Origin of the sequence: Pseudophaeobacter arcticus DSM 23566 (assembly GCF_000473205.1) — a bacterium.
In the GTDB taxonomy this organism is placed as follows: Bacteria; Pseudomonadota; Alphaproteobacteria; order Rhodobacterales; family Rhodobacteraceae; genus Pseudophaeobacter; species Pseudophaeobacter arcticus.
This window is the reverse complement of record NZ_KI421507.1, coordinates 3772673-3787525: the sequence shown is the minus strand read 5'-3', so window position 1 is coordinate 3787525 and position 14853 is coordinate 3772673. Positions and strand designations below refer to the sequence as shown.

Annotated in this window: 15 protein-coding genes; 4 read left to right on the top strand and 11 right to left on the bottom strand. The window is 58.9% G+C overall.

All coding sequences use genetic code 11. The features are described 5' to 3' along the window. Positions 1 to 2: 2 nt before the first annotated feature. From ARCT_RS0122830 to pip, 5 genes are all read right to left on the bottom strand, one after another. Complete coding sequence (locus ARCT_RS0122830; RefSeq protein ID WP_027242158.1) at positions 3 to 623, bottom strand: RNA-binding protein; 621 nt, start codon at positions 621 to 623, stop codon at positions 3 to 5. A gap of 30 nt (positions 624 to 653) precedes the next feature. Beyond that, complete coding sequence (gene nusA, locus ARCT_RS0122825; protein WP_027242157.1) at positions 654 to 2279, bottom strand: transcription termination factor NusA; 1626 nt, start codon at positions 2277 to 2279, stop codon at positions 654 to 656. Then, positions 2279 to 2869 carry a ribosome maturation factor RimP gene (rimP, locus tag ARCT_RS0122820; RefSeq protein WP_027242156.1) on the bottom strand — a complete coding sequence of 197 codons (591 nt, stop codon included), beginning with the start codon at positions 2867 to 2869 and terminating at the stop codon, positions 2279 to 2281. The genes nusA and rimP overlap by 1 nt, the downstream gene beginning before the upstream one ends. A 263-nt stretch (positions 2870 to 3132) precedes the next feature. Then, on the bottom strand, positions 3133 to 3978 hold the full coding sequence (locus ARCT_RS0122815) for an ABC transporter substrate-binding protein (protein WP_027242155.1): 846 nt from the start codon (positions 3976 to 3978) through the stop codon (positions 3133 to 3135). Beyond that, positions 3975 to 4955 (bottom strand): prolyl aminopeptidase, encoded by a 981-nt coding sequence (gene pip, locus ARCT_RS0122810; RefSeq protein ID WP_027242154.1) that lies wholly within the window; start codon positions 4953 to 4955, stop codon positions 3975 to 3977. Before pip ends, ARCT_RS0122815 begins: the two co-directional genes overlap by 4 nt. Positions 4956 to 5005: 50 nt before the next feature. Between pip and ubiG the strand changes: the two genes are divergently transcribed. Then, positions 5006 to 5752 carry a bifunctional 2-polyprenyl-6-hydroxyphenol methylase/3-demethylubiquinol 3-O-methyltransferase UbiG gene (gene ubiG, locus ARCT_RS0122805; RefSeq protein WP_027242153.1) on the top strand — a complete coding sequence of 249 codons (747 nt, stop codon included), beginning with the start codon at positions 5006 to 5008 and terminating at the stop codon, positions 5750 to 5752. A gap of 336 nt (positions 5753 to 6088) precedes the next feature. Here ubiG and ARCT_RS0122800 read toward each other — a convergent pair whose 3' ends face one another. From ARCT_RS0122800 to ARCT_RS0122785, 4 genes are all read right to left on the bottom strand, one after another. Beyond that, entirely contained in the window at positions 6089 to 6529 is a 441-nt protein-coding gene (locus ARCT_RS0122800; RefSeq protein WP_027242152.1) for a MarR family winged helix-turn-helix transcriptional regulator, read from the bottom strand. After that, complete coding sequence (locus ARCT_RS0122795) at positions 6529 to 7359, bottom strand: carbon-nitrogen hydrolase family protein (protein ID WP_027242151.1); 831 nt, start codon at positions 7357 to 7359, stop codon at positions 6529 to 6531. The genes ARCT_RS0122800 and ARCT_RS0122795 overlap by 1 nt, the downstream gene beginning before the upstream one ends. A gap of 75 nt (positions 7360 to 7434) precedes the next feature. Then, a complete protein-coding gene (grxC, locus tag ARCT_RS0122790) occupies positions 7435 to 7692 on the bottom strand; it encodes a glutaredoxin 3 (RefSeq protein ID WP_027242150.1) in 258 nt (85 codons plus the stop codon). A gap of 83 nt (positions 7693 to 7775) precedes the next feature. Then, positions 7776 to 8504, bottom strand: a complete 729-nt coding sequence (locus ARCT_RS0122785) for a ComF family protein (protein ID WP_027242149.1) — start codon at positions 8502 to 8504, stop codon at positions 7776 to 7778. Between the two features lie 13 nt (positions 8505 to 8517). Between ARCT_RS0122785 and ARCT_RS0122780 the strand changes: the two genes are divergently transcribed. The 3 genes from ARCT_RS0122780 (at position 8518) to ARCT_RS0122770 (ending at position 13643) form a co-directional block, all read left to right on the top strand. Continuing rightward, positions 8518 to 9348, top strand: coding sequence for a methyltransferase domain-containing protein (locus ARCT_RS0122780; RefSeq protein ID WP_027242148.1), 831 nt, complete (start codon positions 8518 to 8520; stop codon positions 9346 to 9348). Positions 9349 to 9501: 153 nt separating this feature from the next. Then, positions 9502 to 10563, top strand: coding sequence for a ferrochelatase (hemH, locus tag ARCT_RS0122775; RefSeq protein ID WP_027242147.1), 1062 nt, complete (start codon positions 9502 to 9504; stop codon positions 10561 to 10563). A gap of 71 nt (positions 10564 to 10634) precedes the next feature. Then, positions 10635 to 13643 (top strand): aminotransferase class III-fold pyridoxal phosphate-dependent enzyme, encoded by a 3009-nt coding sequence (locus ARCT_RS0122770; RefSeq protein ID WP_027242146.1) that lies wholly within the window; start codon positions 10635 to 10637, stop codon positions 13641 to 13643. 126 nt (positions 13644 to 13769) lie between these two features. On the opposite strand, the gene ARCT_RS0122765 is transcribed toward ARCT_RS0122770, so the two are convergent. Both ARCT_RS0122765 and ARCT_RS27705 read right to left on the bottom strand, forming a co-directional pair. Next, positions 13770 to 13952 carry a hypothetical protein gene (locus ARCT_RS0122765; protein ID WP_009810308.1) on the bottom strand — a complete coding sequence of 61 codons (183 nt, stop codon included), beginning with the start codon at positions 13950 to 13952 and terminating at the stop codon, positions 13770 to 13772. Between the two features lie 137 nt (positions 13953 to 14089). Then, the gene (locus ARCT_RS27705) at positions 14090 to 14710 is read right to left on the bottom strand and encodes a L,D-transpeptidase (RefSeq protein ID WP_084300930.1); all 621 of its coding nucleotides are present in this window, start codon (positions 14708 to 14710) and stop codon (positions 14090 to 14092) included. Between the last annotated feature and the right edge of the window lie 143 nt (positions 14711 to 14853).

Here is a 14853-nt window from a genome sequence, read left to right as displayed (position 1 = left end):
CTTTATCCTTCTGTGCGGCCGCTGCCGCCCACCATTTCACGCAAACCCTGCAACCGTTGCGCCTCGTCTACAACACGTTTGCTGAGTCCACCAGAGGCGAGCGCCGCATGTATCATAGTTTGACGCCCAAATGCCATCCCCAGCTCATCCGCTGTGAGGCATCCGATAAAACTTCCCCGGTGCGGGGTACTCAATTTCGATTTGCCGCGCCCTGATCCATCACTTGCTTGAATCAGAACTGTGGCATGTTCTTTACCTAGCCAATCCTTGACTTTTTCATAGCCGCCAACAGCCTGGCCAGATTTGCGCGCCAGACTTAGCAGATCAACCAACCGGCGCAGCGTCTGGCGCTCCACCTCATCTGCCAGATCATCCGGCAGCGTCACCGGCGCCTTGAACCCACGGGCAAAGAGTTTCTTCTTTACCGCCAGATCCAGCGCTTCACGGCTGGCTGTCACATAAACCCCACGTCCCGGCAATTTGCCAAAGACATCGGGCACCACCTGAGAATCAGGCCCCATCACAAAACGAATTAGACCCTGCTTTGGCTGGGTCTCGCCAGTCGCAATACATTTGCGTTCCGGCCCATCGTCGTGATCTTTCCTGGCGCCTGCGCGACCCATGCTGTCTCTCTCCTACCGGAAATCCGAGGCTTACGCCCCGGCTTCCTCTTCGTCACCTTCGACGAGATCTTCTGAACTGTCTTCAGCACCAAGCAGATCGTCGGGATCAACCCAGCCCAGCATCACGCGTGCGGTCATGACCAGGGTCTGGGCCTCTTCCAGGCTCATGCCAAAGGGCTCCAGAATACCGTCATCCTTGACCCGTTCCCCATTGTCGTTGGTCCAGCCACCGGCCAGTTCCCAGTCGGCGCAGGTTGCAAAGTCTTCCAGCGTCTTGATGTCGTCCTTGGCCAGGGCCTCGATCATTGGCGGGGACAGACCATCAAACTGGATCAGGCTGTCCTCGGCGCCCAGCGCGCGGGCAGCGTCGATGGCGGCCTTTGCCTTGGCTTCCAAATAGTCGCGGGCACGGGCCTGCAGTTCTTCGGCGGTGCCTTCGTCGACACCGTCGATAACGGTCAGCTCGTCGAGCTCAACATAGGCAACTTCTTCCAGGTTGGTGAACCCTTCGGAGACCAGCAGCTGGGCAAAGAATTCGTCCAGATCCAGGGTTTCCATGAACAAACCGGTGCGCGCTTCGAATTCCTTCTGGCGGCGGGCCGATTCTTCTTCCTCGGTCATGATGTCGATATCAAGCCCGGTCAGCTGCGAGGCCAGACGCACGTTCTGCCCCCGACGGCCAATCGCCAGGCTCAGCTGCTCTTCGGGCACCACAACTTCGATCTTGCCTGCTTCTTCGTCCAGAACAACCTTGGAAACCTCGGCTGGCTGCAGCGCGTTCACCAGGAAGGTGGGCTGGTCGTCATTCCATGGAATGATGTCGATCTTTTCACCCTGCAATTCGTTCACAACAGCCTGAACACGGCTGCCGCGCATACCCACACAGGCGCCAACCGGATCAATCGAACCATCGTTGGAGATCACGGCGATTTTTGCGCGGGAACCGGGATCGCGGGCCACGGCCTTGATCTGGATGATGCCGTCATAGATTTCCGGCACTTCCATTTTGAACAATTCAGCCATGAATTCTGGTGCGGTCCGGCTCAGGAAGATCTGCGGGCCACGGGGCTCGCGGCGCACGTCTTTGATGTAGCACCGGATACGGTCATTGGGGCGATAGCTCTCGCGGCCAATTTTCTCGTTGCGACGCAGGATGCCTTCGCCCGCACCCACATCAACAATGACATTGCCGTATTCTTCGCGTTTGACCAGCGCGTTGATGATGGTGCCCGCGCGATCCTTGAACTCTTCGTACTGGCGGTCCCGTTCTGCTTCGCGCACCCGCTGCAGAATAACCTGCTTGGCCGATTGCGCCGCGATACGGCCCATTTCCACTGGCGGGACTTCTTCGACAAAAGTGTCCCCAACCTTGGGGTCTGCCATATACTGTTTGGCCTGCTCGACGGTGAATTCAGCCTGGTAGTTTTCCAGCGCATCATCCTCAACAACCGAGCGCACCCGGGTAAAGGTCGCCTTGCCGGTCTTGCGGTCGATCGACACGCGGATATCCATCTCGCTGCCATAGCGGCTCTTGGCGGCGCGGGCGAGGCTTTCTTCCATCGCATCAACCACCAGACCGGGGTCGATCATCTTTTCGCGTGCCACAGCTTCGGCAGTTTGCAACAGCTCTAGCTGGTTTGCAGAGGTGATAGCCATTACTTGTTCTCCTCTTCGGACCCTTCGGCCTCGATCTCGTCGAATGCGTCTTCGTTTAATGTGCCGGAAGCTTTGCGCTGGCGCAGCATTTCCGTGATCAGATCATCGGTCAAAACCAGTTTGGCATCCGAGAGCCAATCAAATTTCAAACCAATGGTAACGGTCTCGCCCTGATCTTCGATATTGATCAGGACTTCATCCCCTTCGGTGCCTGCCAGCTCACCCTTAAAGCGGCGGCGGCCACCAACCAGCTCGTCGGTTTCCAGCTTGGCCTCGTAACCTTCAAACATGTCAAAGTCTTTCAGCCGGGTCAGCGGCCGGTCGATACCAGGGCTGGAGACCTCCAGCGTATAGGTATCAAGGATCGGATCCTCGACATCCAGCGTGGCGCTCACCGCGCTGGAGACAATAGCACAGTCATCCACCTCGATACCGCCTTCTGGCTTGTCAGCCATGATTTGCAGCGTGGTGGTTTTGCCGGACATCAGGCGAATGCGCACCAGTTCATAGCCGAGATCCTCGATCACAGGGATAAGGATTTCAGCCAGGCGGCGGTCAATCGCGGCTTTGGCAATCAGGTCGTTGGTCATTAAGCTTCCCACAATCGGGTTGGCCACAATCAGGTTGGGCGGTGGATTCGGCATCCCGAAGGACACAAAAAAACGGGCGCGCGGCCCGTTGAACTTATCCGGAGGTGTCTTGAACCAGAGCTCAACACGCCGCTGTTGAAAAGCCATATACGCCCCTTGTTCCGAATCTGCAAGCCTTGTGTTGCAAAGGCCCAGGGTTGCAGCGCACCGGCCCTAAACCTGCTTTCTGTCTGTGGTTCTGCCGCGCGTCACCGTAGATCAGGTTACAGCCGCCACCAGCGTTCGGCGATACGGCCATCGTCCAGGGCGGATTGCTGCCCCACCACGCGGGGAATGCCCACATCCGATCGCGTCGCCAGGGCCATATCCTCGGCTGAGGGATGATAAAGAAAGCCACCGCGTTTCAACAGCTCGGCTGGCTGCGGCAGGGCCGCCACATCGACAAAGCCATCACGCAGGGCTTCAGCCCGGACAGCGGCATCGGGAATGACAATCACCTCCAGGCTGTCGACCCAACCAGCCTGACCGTCCTTATAGTGACCTGCCACCTTGGTGGCGCGAAAGTGCCGCCCGTCCTGGGCGCGTTCAGCCTGGTAACAGCCGCTGCCCACCAAATGCGCCAGGGGCAGGTCAACCGCACCGCCAGGGGCAATCGCATAGTCCGGGCCTGCCAGAAGATAGGGCAGATGCGGATTGGACTGGGACAGATGAATTTCAACCCGGTGCAGATCCAGCGCTGTCACCGACATCTGGTCAGCGCCCGCTACAGAACGCCCCTGGAGCGAGGCCACAACATCCGCAGCTTGCAGCGGCGTGCCATCGTGGAACAGCACATCCTGACGCAGATCAAACCGCCAGACACGCGCATCCATATGGCTTTCCCAGGCTGCGGCCAGCTCTGCCCGCAGCAGCCCATCCGGTGCAATCTCGGTCAGGCAGTCCAGGACCGCGCCACGGGCAACCAGATCCAGCAGGCCGCTTTCCCGGGGCAAGGCCAGACGCAGCGCCCCACCTGCCCGCGGAGAAGCCGCAAGCGAGGTGCCAGTTGCCGCCAGCAAAGCAGCGGCAGCACCAGAGGTGAACAGGGCGCGGCGGTCGATACGGGTCAAGGCAGCAGTTCCTCGGCTATTCGGTTCATGGCCAGCACCAGCTCTGCACTGATTCCCGGCTCTGACAAAGCATGCCCTGCATTGCGCACCATGATCAATTCCGCATTTGGCCACAGCTCATTCAGCTTCCAGGCCGAAGCAGGCGGGCAGATCATATCATAGCGCCCCTGCACAATGGTGCCGGGAATATGCGAGATCCGGCCCATATTGGCCAGGATTTGCCCATCAAAATCAAGAAAACCGCGATTGATGAAATAGTGGTTCTCCAACCGGGCAAAGGCACGGGCATAGTCGCCCGGCCCCTCGATCGAGGTGCCGTTGGAATGGATCGACGCCAGGGCATTTTCCCAGGCCGACCAGCTGCGACCAAGCAGAACCTCTTCGCTCCGGTTCCCTGAAAACAACCGTTTGTTATAGGCAGCGATCAAATCGCCGCGCTCGGCCTCGGGGATGGGCGCGACAAATTTGGCCCAGGGCTCCGGCCAAAACCGCCCGGCGCCACCGCCGTAGAACCAATCCAGCTCGGCGGCGGTCATCAGAAACACGCCGCGCAATATGATCTGCATCACCCGCTCCGGGTGGGTTTGCGCATAGATCAGCGACAAGGTGGCGCCCCAGCTGCCGCCAAAAACCAGCCAGGTCTCGATCTGCAGCTGCCTGCGGATTTCCTCCATGTCGGCAACCAGATGCCACGTGGTGTTATCCTCGCAGGAGGCATGTGGCTGCGACCGCCCACAGCCGCGCTGATCAAACAGGATAATCCGGTAGACCATGGGGTCAAAATAGCGGCGCATCGCCGGGCTGCTACCGCCGCCAGGGCCGCCATGGCAGACCACCACGGGGATCCCGCGCGGGTTCCCCGATTGTTCCACATATATCTTGTGGCCCTGCCCTACCTCGAGCATCCGCTGGTCAAAAGTATCAACCGGAGGATAAAGATAATGCACTGCGCGCTTTTGATCCGAGAATTTGTCCATTACTGACCTAGATGACATCATAGCGTACAAAAGAACATACGGAGACAGGAATGCAAGCGCCTCAATCCACGGTCGACCCGGCAGAAATCGCAAAGTTCGAGGCCATGGCAGCCGAATGGTGGGATCCCAATGGCAAATTCAAGCCGTTGCACATGCTGAACCCCTGCCGCCTGGACTATATCACCAGCCAGATTGCCGGAGAATTCGACCGCGACCTGACCCAGCCAGAACCATTCAAAGGGCTGCGCCTGCTCGATATTGGCTGCGGTGGCGGGCTGCTCTGTGAACCCATGGCGCGTCTTGGCGCCGAGGTCACCGGCGCCGATGCGGCGGCTGGCAACCTGCCAGTGGCGCGGCTGCACGCGGAACAGACCGAACTCACGATCGACTACCGCCACACCACCGCCGAGGACATGGCCGCCGCAGGGGAACAGTTTGACGTGGTTTTGAATATGGAAGTGGTCGAACATGTCGCTGATCCACTGAGCTATCTCACCGCCACCAAAGACCTGCTCAAGCCCGGCGGCTTGGAGATCTGCTCGACCATCAACCGCAATCCCAAAAGCTATGCCATGGCCATTTTTGGTGCCGAGGTAGTGATGCGATGGCTGCCGCGTGGCACCCATGAATGGCATAAATTCATCACCCCCGACGAGCTGGTGGAGCTGCTGCAAAAGGCAGGGCTGACGCCGGTAGACCGTAAGGGGTTTGTGTTTAATCCAATGAGCTGGAAATGGTCGATCTCGGACCGGGATCTGTCGGTCAACTATGTCACCGCCAGCGTAAAAGATCGCTAAGCCGAGGCTCTCTGAACCAGGCTGCGTTGACGATAAGACCCACCTAACCTTTTGGATAGGTGGGTCTTAATCTTTTGCGGTCTTTGGAAACTGGCGCAAAAGGAATAAGATAATTTTGACTTACCTTTCAGGTGCGTCGCACAACGCTCTGTCTGGCGGACATCAGGCCACCCGACTAAAAGCACCTATTTGAACCCGACCTCCAGAGCATGATTTGCTTTGGCTCTGCCACCACTCACATCTCGACAGAGGGTTCAGATGGACAAAAAGGGATGCCTGGCACCGTTTGGGTCTGGCATCCCTTTTCAAATTTTGGTCCAGATTGTCAGAAGAGAATTAGGCTGTGGATTCCAGTTTTGCGCGCAGCTCACGCAGAATCGGCAGCGTCGCGCGGACACGGTCCCCACCAAGGTCATTCACCACCTCAGAAATCAGCGGTACGATGCTGGCCAGGGCTGCGTCACGGGCCTGCCGCCCTGCCGGGCTGATCGCCACCATCTTGCGCCGGGCATCATCCCAATCCGGGCGGATATGGATATAACCCGCCACTTCCAGCTTGTTCAGCGTATTGGTCATGGCGCCGCGCGTGACGTGAAAGGCCTTGGCCAATTGCGCCGGAGAGCGTTCAACCCCCGTGCGGGTCAGGTGGTTGAGAACTGAGAAATGCGACAATTCCATTCCCTTGGGCAGGGCTTTGCCCAACCGTGAGCGCGCCAGTTGGTCTGCCATCAAGATCTCGCTAAACAGCGAGACCGCCAGGGAGTGGGATTCTTCCATCAGGGTCCGTTAAACTCTCGATCATGGGTCAGCGCAGGAACACGCCTGCGTGCTTCTGCCACTTTTCCCCTATCAAGATCAACGTAACTTATCCCCACAGCCGTGCCCGCATCCGACAGAATCTCACCCCAGGGGGCGACGACCAGCGAGTGACCGTAGGTTTTTCGCACCGCCCCTCGGCTGGATTGATGCGTACCTGTCTGCGCTGCGGCCAGCACATAGCAACCCGTCTCGATCGCGCGGGCCTGCAGCAATGCGTGCCAATGGGCCGCACCGGTGACCGGAGAAAACGCGGCCGGGGCGATTAGAATTTCCGCACCTGCCTGGGCCAGGGCCCGGTGCAGATGCGGAAAGCGCAGATCATAACAGATGGTCAGCCCCAAAGTGCCAAAGGGGGTTTCGGCGGTAACCGCACGGCTGCCTGGTCGATAGCCATCGGATTCCCGAAAGGTCTCTTCCGGGGTGACCTCCACATCAAACATATGGATCTTGTCATAGCGCGCGGTGATCTCACCCCGTGGCGAAATCAGAAACTGCCGATTGGCAAAGCGGCCATCCCCATCATGGGTTTTGACCGCAAATGAGCCCAGCGACAGCCAGATTTTATGCGCGGCGGCAGTGTCACACAGGGCAGCCAGGGTTGGATCGTCTTCTTCAAGACACAGAACCTCTTGCTGATGCGCCCGGCTCAGCGAGACGCAGTTGCTTACCTCTGGGGTCAGAACAAACCCGGCGCCGTTTTCGACCGCCTCAGCGATCAGGCGCTGAAGCAGGTCAAGGTTTTCACGCGGGCAGTCACTCGACGTGATCTGCAACAAGGCGGCGCGCATCGGGGGTCCCCTTCTGGTGTTTTCTGGCCCGTGTCTTCTAGCCTGTGTCATCTGGCCGGTATTCTATACTGCCTTTCAGGCGGCGAGCAGGGAATCCAGTTTGCCCGCTTGTTCCAGCGCATAAAGATCATCACAGCCGCCCACATGGGTATCGCCAATAAAGATCTGCGGCACGGTATAGCCGCCATTGGCGCGCTGGATCATCTCTTGCTTGCGGCCCGGATTGGCCAGCACGTTGACCTCGGAAAATTCCACGCCCTTTTGGTTCAGCAGGCGTTTGGCCGCGTGGCAAAAACCACAAAGTGGCGAGGTATAGATTTCGACCGATTTCATGCGGGTCTCCAATTGTCAGGTTGTCTCGGTTCTGAGCCATATGGGCCCGCAATGCAATCATTGCCAGTGACAGTGCCACCTGATCACGCCCGTGTGACCCGCGCCAACACCGCAACCCGCACGTCTGCCGCCCCGGCAGCGCGGCAGGCATCGGCGCAGGCCGTCAGGGTCGCGCCCGAGGTCATCACATCATCCACCAGCAAAACCACACGCCCCTGCATCAGGGTCTGGTGACGGGGATGCGCCACAATAGCCTGGCTCAGCGCCGAAAACCGCTGCGCTCGGGTTTTGCCCTCCAGGCTGGGGGTCACCTTTATCCGCTTTAACATGTCCGGCCAGTAGTCCAGCCGCGCCTGCCGGGACAGATGTTCTGCCAACAGGGCAGACTGATTATACCGACGTTTCAACAGCCGTGACCAATGCAGCGGCACCGGGCAGACCAAGGGGTTGTCGCGCAACAGGGGCGCCGCTGCCCGCTCGATCCAGCCCGCTGCCGGCGCAGCAAGATCGGTGCGATCGCCATGTTTCAAGGCCATCACCAGATTTCGTGCTTTGTCCTTATATAGCATGGCCGCCCGGCCCTGGCTCCAGGGGCGCGCCATCGACATGCATTCATCGCAGTCCAGGCGGTGCCCGTCCTCATCTCCCGGCAATGGCACACCGCAGCCTTCGCACACCGTGCCACTGATGAAATGCGCATCCCCCCAACAGGCGCCACACAGGCCAAAGTCCTGCTCAACCAATTCATCACAGCCCAGGCATTTTGGGGGATAAACAAGTGAAACAGCGGTTTGAAACTGCGCGCGCAACATCTAAAAAGCCCCCATGACGCAAGCACCCAAATCACAGCCAGAGCTGTTCGACCGCCAAGCATTGGCGATTCATCGCGCCCGCCACCAGCCTGAGGCATTATTCCTTCACGAACTGGCACGGGACGAGGTTGAAGATCGCTTAACATTGGTTAACAGAACCTTTACGAGGCCTGCGATTGTTTCACCTTTTGCTGATATTTGGCGCAATACCTTCCCGGAGGCCCGGATTGTGCCCGATAGTGAGGTGCTGGACCTCACCCCCGACGCCCATGATCTGGTGATTCACGCGATGGGGCTGCACTGGGCCAATGATCCGGTTGGGCAGCTGATTCAATGTCGCCGCGCCCTGGCCGAGGACGGGCTGCTGCTGGCCGTGACACTGGGCGGGCGCACGCTGCATGAATTGCGGAGCGCCCTGGCCGAGGCCGAGACCCAGGTTTGTGGCGGGCTGTCGCCGCGGGTGGCGCCGATGGGTGAGGTTCGGGATCTGGGCGGCTTGCTGCAACGGGCCGGATTTTCCCTGCCGGTTGCAGATGTAGTGCCCCTGACGGCGCAGTACCGCGATAGCCTGCACCTGATGCAAGACCTGCGCGCAATGGGCGAGGGCAATGCCATGGCCCAGCGCCTGAAACGCCCCAGCCCCCGCGCCCTGTTTGCCCAAACCGAGGCCCTATACCGAGAACATTTTGCCCTGGACAACGGCAAATTGCCCGCCACATTCGAACTGGTCTGCCTTACCGGATGGTCGCCCTCGGACAGCCAACAGCAACCCCTGCGCCCCGGATCTGCCAAGATGCGCCTGGCCGAGGCGCTGAAGGTGCCAGAGACCAAATTGCCCAAATAGAGCCGCAGCCGCGCCGATAAGAAAAACAAATCACTGCGCCAATATGATCCAATTGGCCTTTGGCGACGTAACACCATATCTTGTGGCGAATTGTGACCCTCGCCATGGATTCCAAAAGCAACGCTTTGCCGCAGATACAGGACCACCGCCCCTATGTTGGATTCTTCCACTCCCGCCACCTGCCCCGCCCACGCGCCAGCAGATCATCCAAAGATCAAAGGCGAAAAGGTCGGCATCCTGCTGGCAAACCTCGGCACGCCGGATGACTACAGCTATTGGCCGATGCGCCGCTATCTGGGAGAATTCCTGTCGGACAAGCGGGTGATCGACTACCCGGCCTGGAAATGGCAGCCGCTGCTGCAATTGATCATCCTGACCAAACGGCCCTTTGCCTCGGGGGCGGCCTATAAATCTATCTGGAACCACGACAAGGGCGAAAGCCCGCTGATGACCATCACCAAACAGCAGACCGCCAAGATGGCAGAGGTCATGACCCAGCGTTATGGCGATCAGGTGATGGTGGATTACTGTATGCGCTACGGCAATCCGTCGACCGAATCCAAGGTCCGCGCCATGGTTGAGGCTGGCTGCCAGAAGATCCTCTTTGTGCCGCTTTATCCGCAATATGCCGGCGCCACATCCGGCACCGCCAATGACCAGTTCTTTCGCGCCCTGATGGCGGAAACCTGGCAGCCCGCCGCCCGCACCATTGCGCCCTATTTTGACCAGCCCGCCTATATCGAGGCCCTGGCCCGTTCCGTCGAAGAGGCCTACGCCAAGGCCGATAAACGCCCTGACATTCTGGTGGTCTCCTACCATGGCATGCCCAAGCGCTATCTGATGCAGGGCGATCCCTACCACTGTCAGTGTCAGAAAACCACGCGGCTGCTGCGCGAACGGCTCGGCTGGGAGAACACCGAGATCACCACCACCTTCCAATCTGTCTTTGGTCCCGAAGAATGGCTGAAACCCTATACCGTCGATCACGTTGCCACCCTGGCCAAGGAGGGCAAGAAAAGCATCGCGGTGATGGCCCCGGCCTTTTCCGCCGATTGCATCGAAACCCTGGAAGAGATCAACGAAGAGATCAAGGAGAGCTTTGAAGCGGCCGGCGGCGAGGCGTTCCTGTATATCCCCTGTCTCAACGATGATGACGACCACATCGCCGCCCTTGCCGGCGTCATCGAGAATAATCTCAAAGGTTGGCTGGACTAATCGCCCCTCCCCGGTCCAAATAGGATCCAATATTGGACTGCCGCTATCAGGCAGACGGGGAGACGATTGCAATGAACCTACAGCACTGGGCTGATGCCCTGAATTCCCATTGGGGCATCACCGCAGATCTGCGCCGCCTGGACGGCGAATATGATCTCAACTTCATGGCCACAGACACAGATGGCACCAGCTACGTCCTCAAGGCCATGCGCCCCGGATGTGAGGCCGGGCTGGTCGAGATGCAGGTGCAGGCCTTTCAGCACATCGCCTCCCACGACCCAGAGCTGCCCTGTCCGCGTGTTATTCCAGCCTCGGACGGTGCCGCCATGCTGTCGCTGCCGGACGCAGAGGGCGTGGCGCGGCTGTGCTGGCTCCTCGAATGCCTGCCCGGAAAATGCTACGCGCAAGCGACCCCAAAAACTCCGGCGCTGATCTATGAGGTCGGCGCGGTTCTGGGCGGCACAGGTAAGGCTCTGGCAGATTTCCAACACCCCGGGTTGGAACGCGATTTCAAATGGGATCTGACAGGCGCCGGGTGGATAGGCTCTGAAATCGACTCTATTCCTGACCCCGCCAGACAGAGTCTTATTCGTGCAATCGACACTGAATTCTCCAATTTAGAGCCTGTTTTAGCTGCCCTGCCCAAACAGGCCATCCACAATGATGCCAATGACTACAACATCATGGTCACGGGTGAGCTGACAGCGCCACGCCGGGTTTCGGGCCTGATTGATCTGGGCGACATATGCGCCGCGCCGCGTGTCTGTGATCTGGCGATTGCCGCCGCCTATATCGTGCTGGACCACCCGGATCCCGAAGCCGCCCTGGCCGCATTGGTGGCAGGCTATCACAGCGCCTATCCGCTAACCCCGCAAGAGGTTGATCTGGTCTATCCGCTGCTGCGGATGCGACTGGCCGTGAGCGCGGTGAACTCGACCCTGATGGCGGCGGAAAACCCCGATGACCCCTATGTGACCATTTCACAGGCCCCCGCCTGGCGCTTTCTCGAAGGGGTGGAAATCCACCCCGGATTGCTGTCGGCACGGCTGCGGGCCGCCTGCGAGATGCCGGTCGTGGATGGCGCCGAGCGCGTCATGCAGTGGATCAATGCCGAACGCGGAAACTTTGCCAATCTGATGGGCGAAGACCTGACAGATGCGCCCATGGGCTCGCTCTCGGTGGAAAACTCCTGCTGGCCGCAGAATCCATTCCACATGCCCCTCGCGGAGGCCGCTCGGGTTGGTGAAGAATTCGAAGACGGTGACACGATCTGGTTGGGCTACTACCACGAGCCAAGACTGATCTACGCCGAACCCGCCTTCCGCAAAGGGCCTTACAAGGCCAGCAATCGGCGCACTGTGCATCTGGCGGTGGACGCCTTTGCCCCGGCCGACACGCCGATGTTTACGCCGCTGGCAGGCGAGGTCTTTGTGGTGGAAAACCGCACCGGGCATCTGGACTATGGCGGGGTGATCATCCTGCGCCATGCGACCCCGGCGGGAGATCCGTTTTACACGCTTTATGGTCATCTCAACCCTGAGTGCTGCAGTCGGCTCAAAATTGGCGACCGGATTGAGAAAGGCGCCGAGTTCTGCCGCCTTGGCGATGCCAGCATGAATGGCGGCTGGGCGCCGCATGTGCATTTCCAGCTGGCGCTGACCACCCAGGGGATCGAGGCCGACTGGCCCGGTGTTGGCGATCCGGATGAGATGTATCTGTGGCGGGCCATCTGCCCCAATCCGGCAGCCCTGCTGAACCTGCCGGATGAGAAATGCCGCTATGAACCCACCAGCAAGGAAGAGATCCGCCAGGGCCGCAGGGATCATTTTGGCGGCAACCTCAGCCTCACCTATGCCGACCCGGTGATGCTGGTCCGTGGCTGGAAGCACCACCTGTTTGATGAATGGGGCCGCCCCTATCTGGATGCCTATAACAACGTGCCTCACGTCGGCCACGCCCACCCGCGCATTCAGGCCGTGGCGGCGAATCAGCTGAAGCGGATGAACTCCAACACGCGTTACCTGCACCCGGCGCAAACCGCCTTTGCGGATAAGATCCTCTCCAAGCTTCCAGACCATCTGGAGGTGTGCTTCTTTGTCAATTCCGGCAGTGAGGCCAACGAGCTGGCCCTGCGTCTGGCCCGCGCCCATACAGGCGCCAAGGGCATGGTAACACCGGATCACGGCTATCACGGCAACACCACCGGGGCGATTGACGTCTCCGCCTATAAATTCAACGCCAAGGGCGGCATTGGCAAATCGGATTGGGTCGAGCTTGTCGAAGTTGCAGATGACTATCGTGGCAGCTACCGCCGCGATGATCCCGACCGGGCGCAGAAATTTGCCGATCTGGTCGATCCCGCCATTGCCGCGTTGCAACAGCGCGGCCAGGGGATTGCCGGCTTCATCGCCGAGACCTTTCCCTCGGTTGGGGGCCAGATCATCCCGCCCAAAGGCTACCTGCCAGCGGTCTATAACAAGATCCGCGCCGCAGGTGGGGTGTGTATAGCCGACGAGGTGCAAACCGGACTGGGACGTCTTGGGGAGTATTATTTTGGCTTTGAACACCAGGGCGCCAGTCCCGATATCGTGGTCATGGGCAAACCCATTGGCAATGGGCATCCCCTTGGCGTGCTGGTCACCACCCGCGCCATCGCCGACAGCTTTGCCAAAGGGCCCGAATTTTTTTCCACCTTTGGCGGTTCAACGCTGTCCTGTCGCATGGGCAAAGAGGTGCTGGATATCGTCGACGACGAAGCCCTGCAGCAGAATGCCCGCCTGATGGGCGCGGATCTGATCTCGGGTCTCAAGGCATTGCAGGAAAAACACGTCAGCATTGGTGATGTGCGCGGCATGGGGCTGTTTCTGGGGGTGGAGTTGATCACGGCGGATGGCTCTGAGGCGACGCAGATCTGTTCCTATGTGAAAAACCGCATGCGGGATCACCGTATTTTGATTGGCAGCGAGGGACCAAAGGACAATATCCTCAAGATCCGTCCACCTTTGACCATCGACAGCGAAGGGGTAGAGATGATTCTGGCAGCACTGGACAGCATTTTGTCCGAAGTCGCGCAGCCCTAGAGACAGGACTTGGGGCTGTTTCCGTGCAGGTCGGCACGGGCAGCCTCGGCATCCCTGAGGTCGCTAGCGCGCAAGAAAAAAGGCGGTGATAAATCACCGCCTTTTTAAAAGTCGTATACAGCGCGATTAGCTGCTTGCAACAGCTGCGCCAACCAGGACGAGCAGCAGCAGTGGCAGCAGGATGCCGCTGGAAGAGCTGGTTGCAGCTTCTTCGATTACTACGGGCTCAACGATTGGCTCAGCCAGGTTGCCAGCAGAAGCGGTGGATGCAGCGGCGGTCAGTGCGGCTGCGAGTACAAGTTTGTTCATGTTAACCTCCAGAATTAGCGCAGACCTCAAAATGGCCTACGCGCCCAAGACTTACCTCGTGATTTTTTCTAACCAGTAAACCCTCGCAATTGCAATTGCTTGTTGCCATTTTTCGTCCTTCGAAAAGCCCTATGTGGTCAAATTAGCAACACTTGCGTGCCCACCTTCGTCATCTCGAACAACTGTGCGATATGCTCGTTGTAAAGGCCGATACATCCATTGGAAGACCTGCGACCAATCTTGCGGGTATCGTGGGTTCCGTGAATCCGATAATACTTCCAACCCAGATATAAAGCATGCGTTCCCAATGGGTTATCAGGTCCGGGAGGAATATAGGCTGGCCATTCTGGATTGCGCTTACGCATATTTGGTGTTGGCGCCCAGCCGGGACCGTCTACTTTTCGGGTAATTGACGTACGCCCCCGACGCGTCAGATCGTTCGACAGCGGAACAGATGAGGGGAAAAGTCTGTAGTTATTCCCATCTTCAGACCAATAGTGCAAAGCGCGGCTGTCGATATCAACAAGAATCGCTCCATTGCGCAGGTGGTCAAAGTACGGCTGCCAGCGTTTTGCCCGAAAAGCCGAGATATTTCGCTTTACTGACGGCTCGGGCTCGGGCGGCGGGCGCAATGGGTCAAAGGCCTGTTCTTCCTCAGGCTCTGGTGCCACTTGGGACAGGGCAGGTGAGGCTATCATGGCCGCAGTTCCAGCAAGGAACTGCCGACGGGAACCGCCATTGAAAAAGGATCGTGTCATCTGATATTTCCTGCTCATTATAATCCAGGCTGACCCCATAGTATGACCTGAAAGCCGCAGTCGCAAATCAAACCATGAATTATCCGGTCAGATTGGGGCAGGCCTGTTTGCGCAGCTACTGCTTGATGGGCTAAGTGCTTGGA